The sequence below is a fragment of the Rubritalea sp. genome (assembly GCF_039830215.1).
Lineage (GTDB): Bacteria > Verrucomicrobiota > Verrucomicrobiia > Verrucomicrobiales > Akkermansiaceae > Rubritalea.
Genome location: NZ_JBDOPO010000355.1, coordinates 1 through 11,013, shown reverse-complemented (window position 1 = coordinate 11,013; position 11,013 = coordinate 1). Strand labels below are relative to the sequence as shown.

Sequence of the window (11,013 nt, the reverse complement as noted above, 5' to 3'; positions counted from 1 at the left end):
GCACAAGGGAGTAAAAAATTAGTTCTAGCAAAAGATGGTCATGACTTTAAACATATAGATGGTGGATTTGTATATCAAAATAGTGACTGTATTTGTGATAATGAGGTAAAAAATGCTCATCTAAAAGCAGTTGCCGAGTCTGATGAATGGAAGAGGTACCTATGACATTAGAAACTTTGAAAAGAACAGCTTATTTATGAAGCCTGTTGTTTATAGCGTTTTGATTGAATTGGGGGTGCTAGATCTGTTTAGCCGCCACACGCGTCAAGCCGCGTCCGCCGCAGAGCGGTGTCGAGCCACGCGCAGTCCAGGTTTTCTGAATGGTGCTCTTAGACTAGTTGTGTGGAAAAAGGAACCTTGGCGTACTGAGGATTAGTAGCCTCAGAAGGGGGGAAGAAAAATCCTCACAGCCCGATAGAGCTGTGAGGACTGAAATTAGTTAGCAATTGAAGAAACTACTTCTTCTTAAGCTGTGGGAAGAGGACAACGTCACGGATCGTCGGTGCGCCCGTGAGCATCATGATGAGGCGATCGATGCCGATGCCGATGCCGCCAGCAGGTGGCATTCCTGATTCCATAGTCTCGACGAAGTCGTGGTCGATACTTTGAGTCTCGCCGCCAGCCTGTTCTTCGAAGCGTTGCTTCTGGAGGATTGGGTCGTTGAGCTCGGAGTAACCAGGGGATATTTCCTGACCGTTGATGATAAGCTCGTAGACGTCGATGACCTCTGGGTTTTCTGGGTTAAGCTTAGCCAGTGGGATGAGTTCCTTAGAAACGTGTGTCACGAAACATGGGTCGAAGCTGTGCTCTTCCACAAGCTTTTCGAAAACCTGTTGTGAGACTTCGTAGTCTTCCATCTCTGGTGAGATTTGAACTCCTAAGTCATCACACTTAGCGACGCGCTGCGCATCAGTGAGGTCGAACCAATCATCACCAGCGACTTCTTTGATGAGGTCGTGGTACGGTGCACGCTTCCATGGGCGTTCGAGGTTGATGGTTCGAACGTGTTCGCCGTTCTCGTCCTTGTGTTCGATCTGAAGTCCGCCACAGAATTTCTCTGCAAGGTGACAGGTCATTTCTTCTACCAGGTCAGCCATCTGCTCGAAATCTGAGAATGCCCAGTAGGCTTCAAGCATGGTGAACTCAGGGTTGTGACGACGTGAAATTCCTTCGTTGCGGAAGTTGCGGTTGAGTTCAAAAATCTTAGTGAAGCCGCCACAGAGGAGACGCTTGAGGTGAAGCTCAGGAGCGATTCGCATGGTGAGTGGCATATCGAGAGCATTGTGGTGTGTCTCGAATGGCTTAGCAGCAGCGCCGCCAGCAACGTCATGAAGCATTGGTGTCTCAACCTCGAGGAAGCCGCGCAGGTGGAGGAAGTTACGGATTTCCGCAACCATCTGTGAACGCTTAACGAAGAGGTCAGCACTGTGCTGGTTCGACATGAGGTCGAGGTGACGCTTGCGGTACTTTGTCTCGCGGTCACTCACGCCGTGCCATTTGTCAGGCATAGGACGAAGCGCTTTAGAGAGAACTGTGAGCTTAGCGACCTGAACAGATGGCTCGCCTTTACCAGTGGTGAAGGTCTCACCCTCAACACCGATCCAGTCGCCCATGTCCATGAGCTTCCATGCTGCCCAGTCAGTCTCAGAAACTCCCTTTTTGTTGAGGTAGATCTGGATGCGGCCATGCACGTCACCGATAGTTGCGAATACAGATTTTCCCATATCACGGATCGCGAGGAGACGCCCAGCAATAGTCACCGGTTTGTCGTTTGCAAAAGTAGCTTTGAGCTCACCAGGAGTAATGCTGACATCAAATTTTGCTCCGTAGGGATCGATTCCCAACTCGCGGAGTTTAGCTAGTTTCTCGGTGCGAACTGCGATTAGTTCTGCTTCGGTGGATTGTGGCTGCGTGTTCTGCTCGCTCATAGGCGGCGGAGACTACGGTGGAATGGTCGATTTGCAAGCAACAATTCATCGGTTTAAGTAGCATTACCACTACACATATCGAAGGCATCTAAACTCCGATCCATGTAGGATAGAAACACGTTTATGTATAAAAATGCATCAGATGGGGCATATATCTATGATGTAGGTTGCATACTGCGCAGAGACAAGTTATGTCTTGATGTTGTGCAAATGAATAACGCTTCACATTTCTCTCTACCAAGGCAACTCGCCGGGTAGCAGTGAAAAATCATAGTGTGGTAGCTGTGACATTTGGGCTGTATCTCCGTTATTTAGTGTGCGGGCCATTTTATAGTGAGTCAGGCCTATGGTTAAGTGCTATTTCAAGTGAGGGGTAATGATCTCAAATGACTTGATAACTTTCTCTAGTGAGGAGACTGTTGGCCGTTCGCGCATGGCGCATGGGATGGGCTACCCTAGAATTACCTGAGTAGTTTAAAGTGTCTCCCTGCTATTAGATTTTCAACATCACGTGTGTTAGGGTGTGCACTTTTTCAGGGCCTAGAGAGCAGCATTTTGCTCGCCAAGTGAGCCTGAGTAGAAGTTTGTTGTTTTTTTGGAATGATTCTTCACGGGGGAGCATTCTAGTTTGTCGTTGGGCTTCTTGCTAGACGCTCCATGGGGGGCGATAACGATTGATGTCTTTTCAGGTAGTTATATATCGCGTACCTGTCATCAACCAAAGTTTCTAGTTCTGTGCATTACTGTAGTTTCAGAGCCTAATTTTCTCATTCCTAATACTCTACCTGAATCGCTCGATAAACATGTTATCGCGCCAGTATCCATTGCCTTCTATTCTGACTTTCCTTCTCCTAGATGGAATCTTTTCCACCCATTCTTTACTACTCAATTGGCTGTCTAGGGTTCTGATGGGTAATTAGCTACTGCGAGAGCTTGTGCATTTGCTCGGGGAAGGGGCAAGAGTCACAGTCACTAGTGTCTTCTAAGCAGAAGTCGTGATAGATCTGCAATAACGCTTGGTGCTGCCATGCCTTTTTCAGAAATTCTTTTTTATCTGACCTTTGCCCGAAGAGGCGCGTGCTGACGCGGCTGATCGATTCGCTGGTGGCCGGAGCAGGGAGCTTAATATAGTCATTCCAAGCTGTCTCGTCATTTTGGATGATACGTACTGGCAGCAAGTGGTTGATCAATAAATCACGGATCCTGTCCTTGCCGACTAGAGCAAGTTGCTTGTCACTGCGCTTCGATGTGAGAGTGTAGTGGTGGCTCCAGAATGGGTCGCGGAGGTTTTCTAACCACTCGATGAGGTTATTTGTCTGGCCCGAGAGTTTACGGAAACTTGGCCAATGTTGAGCTATGTGACCAAGCGCGGCTAGTCGTCGCTGTGGGTGGTTGATCGGGCGGATGCCTGAGCGAGTCCATTGGACCGACCGATCTTCGCTGAGTTCGTGTTCTCCACGGTGTTTCCACCAGGTGTTCCAGAGCTCTTCTAACCAGCGTTGTGAATCTATGGGCGCCTGTTCGTGAATGTCTGGATGAAGGAAGCCGGCTATACCGAAAAGGAGAGGGGGAGCGAGATCAGTGTGCTGCCGCAGGTAATGGATCGGCATGCGTTGGGCAAGTTGCGCCATAGCTTGCTTGTTTGGACGATAGCCCAGTGTTTGGGCCAGGGCTATCCAGAGTGACTGATCTTTTCCGTGAGTATCATGGATGAGTTGGTGATGTTTGGCCTTCATCGCGCAACGATGCTTTGCAGCGGCGAGCATGACTTGCTCTATAGCGCCAGCCGACATGTGCTCTAATGGCTTGAAACATCTTCCTATGTTAGCTGTGGCGGAGGTGTGTCTCGGTTGAGACAGTGCCTCTTTTACCAAAAACTCTGGTATGACGACCTTGGGGACATTTGAGTGGTTTTCGGAGCGGGTAAAGTGGTGTGAAGCAGAATCTCTAAAAATGACATGTAGAATGACATCGTTGAATACTGGGTTGGTATCGTGGCCATGGTTTTCCCAATCGCTGGCATGGGTGTCTAGCTCGAGCGGGCCAGAGTGCGTTTTCCCATCAATCTCGACAGCAGCATGGAGAAAGTCTGGGCCAGCGGTGCGGTTCCAAAATCCAAATTGACGAACCACAACTGACCGTCCATCTGTGGTGGTAAATGTGCGGCCGAAAAGCCCATTGAACCAGATCGCTTGCAGCGTGATTTCGTCAGGGAGCGCGACTGGTTGGTCATCGGCTAAGCGATTTCCATAAACGTGTAGTAAGAGCTGGGAGTAACTTCGCATGTGAGTCCCTAGTTCTTAGGTGTTAGCTTTTTTCTTGGTTCTGCTGCTGGTGGTGGGGGGGGATTGAGAATGTTGAGCATAGACTTCAGTGGTCGGCCAGAGGTATGTTTTTGCCTTCCTATTAGAGCTTCCTCAAGGGTTCCAACCGCCAGGTTCTTCTTCTTTTCTCCAACGTAAATATTGGCGAGGTGAAGAGCGATACGCACCTTGTCACTGCTCGTTGTGTATTTTTTTGCAGCGTAGGAAAATTGGGCTAGAGCTTGTTTGCTGTCACCGCTATGGAGGTTCCATAGGCCTAAAACTTCATAGTACCTGGCATCATTCTTGTTGATGGCACCAGCAGTTAGTTTAGTTTTGAGTTGTTTAGCATAGGATTTCCAGGCATTGAAGGTTAGGTTGATTGAGCGATAGAATTTGTCTTCCTCTTCTATCACACCTGTCCCGTCGAGTCTCTTAAATGGCTGATAGAGTGGGTCACCAATTGCTACATTTTGCCAAGAGAGCACTGGTATAGCCATGCTAGCCGCTTCGATAAATGTGTACCCATCGATTAGGCGGTCGTTGAGAATGTCGAAGTAGTGCGTCATCTGTAGGTAAGGTTCGTAGACATTTCCTACTGTGGCTGCAGCACCTTTATATAGGAGGGGGCCCACCCAGTGTTTGTTTTTGTCGCGCAGGTTACTAGCGCTAAATGAGTGTAGGTGAATAGCCACTGCTCCTCTCTTGAATTCAAAGTCAGGGTTGCGGAATGGTCCATTGACTGTGCTAGTGTACCAGCCGTAATAAAGACTGACATCTCGCATAGGGTAGTTACTGAGGTAAGTTTGTTTATTATTATCGACGGTTGTTGGTATGCCTTTTTGCCAATTGAGCTTATCTATGTTTTTGAGCCATTCATCACCAATTTTGTAGGCACCGCCCTTGAGGGCTATATCGAGGTAACACATACCCCAGAGCCCTTGTTTTTCGGTTGCGATTGCATCATCTATCAAGCGCTTGGATGTGGCAAAGTCTGGCCCGTCGATACGGCCAACCATAAAGTATGGTGTAAGCTCTCTTTGACTGCTAAACGCATAGTCTTTTTTGAAATACTTGTTCGGCAGAGGCCCTTGGATGGGAACGCCTTGAATGCCTAATACGGCGAGCTCGGAATCGACAGCTGCCGAGTTAGCGCGCTGAGTGATGTGCATTTTGTCTGATTCTTCCTTTGGAATTTTTTGCTGGAGAATGCCAAAAGGTACACCATACATGCAGACGAGTAATCGCTTTTTATTCTCCAATGGGAGAATAATGCCATCGGCTGTTTTAGCTAGTTTCCACCACACTTTATTCTGAAATTGCCTGCGCAGAGGGTTCTGAATAGTTGAGATATATTCGGCACGTGAGATGTGCCCTTTGTCTGGTGTGTCTAAACCAACAATATTTTCATCAGGGATGGAGCGCTGCCTAGCGTAGTAAAATGCCAACTTAGACGACTCAGCATTGTTGGTATTGTAGACTATGACAACAGAAGTTGGGTCGATGCTGGGCCTAGCTTGGAGAGTGGAGTAAAGGGCTGCAAGCAATAGTGATATTCGTATGAGCATAACGGGTATGGTGGGCTAAGAAAGGCTCAGGGTGTCGTAAGCAAATCGTATATTAGTAGGTAATTTGGACTCTTCTAATAAATAGTTGGTTTCGTGTGAAATATGTGTCAGCCATGTTTGCTTCGCGCCGACTGACTGGGCTATCTCTACAGATTCACCCAGTGAGAGATGTGTCGGATGAGGATGTGGGCGGAGAGCATCGATGATGAAATGGTCGAGTCCTCTAAGTAGTGTCCGCGTGCTCTCGGGAACCGACTTAGCATCCGGAATGTATGCGATACTCGCATGTCCATCTTGATCAAAACGAAATCCTATAGTTTCGACAGACCCGTGTTGGACAGGTAGAGGAGTGACCTTCATTTTACCTAACATGAAGGGCTCAGTAACTGGGCAGGCAAGAGGTTTGATATAACCTTTGTTAATATTGTCCGGGGAAAATGCCCAAGCATAGACTCTGGCAAGTTCGTCCAGACAGCTCTGACTTGAGTACATCGGCAGTGGTGAGTCGCGTCTCCAACAAAACGCGCGGAGTTCATCAAATCCCGCAGTGTGATCGAGATGGCAATGAGTATAGAGCACTGCGTCCACGGTGCGTAATTTGTGGCGTAAAGCTTGCTGGCGAAGGTCTGGTCCTGAGTCGATCAGGACGGAGTGTGACTCAGTCTGGATATGCACTGAGGAACGCATTCGGTCGTTCTTCGGATCGTCGGAGCTGCAACTTGGGCAATCACAGCCGATGACAGGAATGCCAACTGATGTCGATGTGCCGAGGAAAGTGAGAGTCGTTTTCAATATGCACCAAGCATAGAGCTTAGTAGAGGTGGTTGAAAAGAGTGATTTCTCATAGATGTGCAGTTGCTATGTTGAGCGGGGCTTGCATAATCGTGCGGATCTCAAACAAGAACGCATGCTTACTCATATTTCCATCAAGAATTTAGCTTTGGTTGATCAGCTCACTTGGCAGCTAGGTACAGGCCTCATCGGTGTGACTGGTGAGACCGGCGCTGGTAAGTCCGTAATAGTGGGGGCCTTAAAATTGGTCCTGGGTGAACGCGCTGTCAAAGGCATGATTCGCACTGGTGAATCTTCATGCACCGTGGAAGCGGTATTCGATCTTGAGCACATTGATGAAGTGAATCGTCTGTTAGAAGACGCCGGTGTGGAACCCTGCGATGGTGAGCAGTTGCTGATCCGAAGAGTGATAGGCCAAAATTCAAATAAACAGTTCGTCAATAATTCGCCCGCAACATTATCGGTTCTTAAGAATCTAGGTGAGCACTTGGTTGATCTTCACGGTCCACACGATCACCAATCATTACTTTCTGTAGAGCGTCAGCTTTCTATGTTGGATGCCTACGCTATCGCACAAAATGAGCGTGAAGCCTATCGTGCAATTTATTCTGAATGGAGAGACAAAGTCACCGAGTTAGAGAGTCTTCAAAAGAGTGAGCAAGCAAACGAGCAAGAGCTCGATCTATTAAGGTTTCAGGTGGAAGAAATCGATGTTGCAGACATCCGACCTGAGGAAGAAGCCGAGATAGAGGACCGCTATAAAAGAGCATCGAACAGCACTCGGCTAGTCGAGGGAAGTAGTCAAATTGCCGGAATTCTTGGACGTGAAGTCAATGAGCGTCTGAGTGAAGTCCAGCGACTAGCCCGCGAGTTAGAACGACTTGATCCAGCAACGATTGGGCTACTAGGAGGTTTGGATTCCGCTTTGGTTGAGCTGCAGGAGCTAGAGCGTAGTATGGCTGGTTATACAGAGAGCCTTGAGATAGATCCAGCCGAGGCATCAGCTTTGGAAGCAAGGATTAACACTTTTGAGACGCTAAAGCGTAAGTACGGCCCAAGTCTTGAAGATGTTTGTTCTCACCATGCCCGCGCCAGCGAGCGCCTTAGCGCTATTGAGAACCGTGGGGGATTGATCGAGAAACTTCGTGCCGATGCAGAGCAACTCAAGGCTAAGGTAGAAACTGTTGGACTTAAACTAACCACTAAACGGAAACAGTCAGCACCACGCCTAGCGAAAGAAATATCTAAACACATCAAGGAACTTGGCTTCAAACAGGCATCATTCGAAGTCTCGGTATCGCAACATGAAACTCCCAGTTCTAGTGGTCTAGAATCGGTTGATTTCCAGTTTGGTCCAAACCCAGGTGAACCGCTTAAACCGCTACGCCAAGTAGCCTCAAGCGGTGAGATCTCGCGTGTGATGTTAGCCGTGAAGAGTGCCCTCGCAGATCAAGATGCCACTCCGCTCATGGTGTTCGATGAGATTGACGCCAATGTTGGTGGAGAAATAGCACGCGCGGTGGGGCAGAAAATGGCTGTGTTAGGCGAGAAACATCAGGTGATTTCCATCACTCATTTCCCGCAAGTCGCCGCAGTTGCTGCGGAGCATTTCGTGGTGGATAAACTAGTAGAGAACGGTAGAACCCGCTCGTCGCTACGCCAAGTCGAAGCAGACCAACGTATCGATGAACTTGTTAGGATGTTAGGTGGTGGCGACGGTGAACAAGCAAGGGCGATGGCTTTGAGTTTGCTACCTCAAGGCGCCTAACCGACGTTCACTAAGAGTTCCAAGACTAGGTTCTACTATGGAAATGCAAGAATTCTTTAGTGATATAGAGCTGTTTGTAAGTAAGTTCGTTCTAGTTTCATATAAAATCGAACAGATTCACTCATATTAGCCACCGACCTTTTCACATTCTCGGTGTTAAGCACGAGCCTCATGGCTCAGTCTAACCAACCTTAGCTTCCGTCCTTACACATTCAAGAATTGGCGCAGAGCGTCTGTCCTATGGCTACACTAACAGCGGAAGAAGCGCTTACAGATAGCCATCTAGCTGCAATGCGCAACGATGGACGTTGGCTTGGCGCTAATGGGCGGGCGAATTTTCTGCAGGATTGGAGCATCAAGGGGGCGCATTTGTCTGTGAACCGAATCGTGATTTTTTAGGCTGGCGTGTTGCACATGATATGTGAAATCACTGGAGACTAAGATGCTTCACTAGGAATTTCCATGAAACCGTCAGAGGATCAGCTGAAATAACTCAAGAAAGTGTTGCTGTATTCCTCATTGCTTCAAGTCATTCGCTCGATAGTCGACTCGCCAAGGCCACCATTTTTGCTTTTAAAGCCCCTAAAAAAGGGAGCGGAAAAAATGGCCATCCTCATCTGGTTCAGGAACAGCTAATGTGTCAATGGATCTGGTAAGCTGCGCCTCATCGATCTTGATCCTGGAAAGTTACTAGCTGAAGGTTCATTCCGAGTTTAATTGGAGTCAGAAATCTCTACTCCGATGGATCTGCGTGCCCCGTTCTCGGTTCATTACTTTTAAATCCCGACGCAAGTATCATCAAATAGTCTCTATGAATCTCTTCCAAAACTACACCGCGATAAACCCAACTTCAGTACAATAAGGCATTTTATGTGTGATTTAGCTCGCGGGATTGGCTCGATCTGGCTTGCGACTAAGGCCCATCAAGCGAATCGCATTTATCCAAGTATCCCCAAAGGTTTTAGGGCCTGTCTACGACTTGCGCAATAGTGTCAAAGTGGCACCTTTATCTCTTACAGATTGCCGCATCTAGCAGGGCACGTAGATGATCTTTGTTTCATCCATTCGAGGCAGAAAGACCAATTCAACTATGGCTCGATCAGCTGAAAATTATGACAGGAAATCTGTATATAGTGCATCCATCGATCGGATCGTCGATAGCATACGAACTGAGTGCTGAAAATGACATTATGCAAGGCTACATGGTCTTGCTCTCCGGTGGGCGGCTGCCGGGCGCAGGTAAATCACTCTGGTGCTTGGGTTATCTTCCCTTCCTCTATAGTGGGAGACAGTGTCGCTCAACTAGTGACTCCATTCTCATTGAGCGAAATCCTACCTGGTGAACTCTAGCATTTGTAGCCAGCATTAGACGCACTGAATGATGAGAATAAAGCGAAATTCGATCAGTCGGGGGGGAGAGTCCTGAAACCCTTGCCGCATTGCCCAGTTCGAAATGGCCTACAGGACGCAGTCAAGTGCCCCCGAGTTAATGGAGATAGCCTAAGAACAAAGGAGGTGCACGAACTCTACGGCACACAATCTGGCAAAGAATCATTTGCTAACAATTGCCTGTTAGCTGGTAAAATCATTGAGAGTGGTATGCGTTTTGTGCAGCTTTTTGATGGGGGGGGATTCTCACGGGTCAAATAAGTCTGTAGCGCTCCACGATGGATTTAAGTATGAGCGCATGCAGACTGATAAACCAGTTCAGCCTTACACACTGACTTAAAACAACGCGGAATGTTAGAGGAAACACTAGTGGTTTGGGGCGGTGAGTTTGGTCGTACACCGATACAGGAGAATCGTGGCGGGAACGCGGGTAACTGTGCTGGGCGTGATCACAACACGAATTCATTCAGCATATGTGGATGGCTGGTGCCGGTGAAAAGAATGGATTTTCCTAAGGTGAAACTGACTAACTAGGCTACAAGTTTGTCAAAGACCCAGACCGTACCTAGGATCTAAGCGCCACTACTCTTCCTCTAATGGACTATGACTACCAAAAGCTCTCAGTCCATCCCATTCCAAGGGCTAAATCAAAAGTACGCTGGGTGAATAAAGCCCAGATAATAAAAGGAATATTAGTCTGATTTAGAATGCTATTTTTTAGTCATCGAAGATGACTGGATCTATCGGAGCATGCGCGAGTTTTTCGAAATCTGAGGCACTGCGTGAACCTCCTTTCCCTTCGCGGATTTCGATTTGCCAGCGTGAATCATCTTGAGCTTTATAGCCTAGGAATTCCGACATGTTAGCGAATCCTTTTGTGCACTGGACTGTGATCGTGCTTTCGCCATTTTCAAATAAACCGGATTCGAATTTTGAAGTATTTGAGTCACCGATAACTTTGCTAACATCTGCCAGAGCCCCGACATTAGTTCGGAACAGTGTGCGCAGCGAGCCAGACTTGCTCTTGCTCGGGTCGAGGGTGATGACAGCGACGGGGTGATATGCCTCGTTCTTCTCTACCCAGTGCGTAGTAATCGACTCAATGGCTGCATACTTGCCCTCAATCGGGGCGTTAGTCATCCAAACAGGCTCGTTGACAATCGTCGTATGAGAGCTCGTGTAGATAACGAAATAGACGGCAAGCCATAGTAGTATAAACACAGCCACAGCCATGCATACATACTCGATAGAGGAGGTGTTCTTTT

At 48.0% G+C, this 11,013-nt stretch carries 7 protein-coding genes and 1 pseudogene; 3 read left to right on the top strand and 5 right to left on the bottom strand.

Annotated features, from left to right (window positions below; genetic code table 11):
• Positions 1–455: 455 nt before the first annotated feature.
• The 4 genes from lysS to ABGY95_RS12055 form a co-directional block, all read right to left on the bottom strand.
• Positions 456–1,928, bottom strand: coding sequence for a lysine--tRNA ligase (gene lysS, locus ABGY95_RS12070; RefSeq protein ID WP_347441932.1), 1,473 nt, complete (start codon positions 1,926–1,928; stop codon positions 456–458).
• A 920-nt stretch (positions 1,929–2,848) separates the two neighbouring features.
• A complete protein-coding gene (locus tag ABGY95_RS12065; protein ID WP_347441931.1) occupies positions 2,849–4,213 on the bottom strand; it encodes a DUF2851 family protein in 1,365 nt (454 codons plus the stop codon).
• Positions 4,214–4,221: 8 nt separating this feature from the next.
• The gene (locus tag ABGY95_RS12060; protein ID WP_347441930.1) at positions 4,222–5,799 is read right to left on the bottom strand and encodes a TIGR03790 family protein; all 1,578 of its coding nucleotides are present in this window, start codon (positions 5,797–5,799) and stop codon (positions 4,222–4,224) included.
• A gap of 15 nt (positions 5,800–5,814) precedes the next feature.
• Complete coding sequence (locus ABGY95_RS12055; RefSeq protein ID WP_347441929.1) at positions 5,815–6,591, bottom strand: MBL fold metallo-hydrolase; 777 nt, start codon at positions 6,589–6,591, stop codon at positions 5,815–5,817.
• Between the two features lie 115 nt (positions 6,592–6,706).
• Here ABGY95_RS12055 and recN point away from each other — a divergent pair, with 115 nt between their 5' ends.
• From recN to ABGY95_RS12040, 3 genes and pseudogenes are all read left to right on the top strand, one after another.
• Positions 6,707–8,359, top strand: coding sequence for a DNA repair protein RecN (recN, locus tag ABGY95_RS12050; protein WP_347441928.1), 1,653 nt, complete (start codon positions 6,707–6,709; stop codon positions 8,357–8,359).
• 240 nt (positions 8,360–8,599) lie between these two features.
• Positions 8,600–8,758, top strand: a complete 159-nt coding sequence (locus ABGY95_RS12045; RefSeq protein ID WP_347441927.1) for a hypothetical protein — start codon at positions 8,600–8,602, stop codon at positions 8,756–8,758.
• A 1,116-nt stretch (positions 8,759–9,874) separates the two neighbouring features.
• A pseudogene (locus ABGY95_RS12040) lies at positions 9,875–10,282 on the top strand (DUF1501 domain-containing protein).
• A gap of 183 nt (positions 10,283–10,465) precedes the next feature.
• Here the strand turns inward: ABGY95_RS12040 and ABGY95_RS12035 are convergent.
• On the bottom strand, positions 10,466–11,013 hold a 548-nt coding region (locus tag ABGY95_RS12035; protein WP_347441926.1), incomplete at its 5' end, for a hypothetical protein.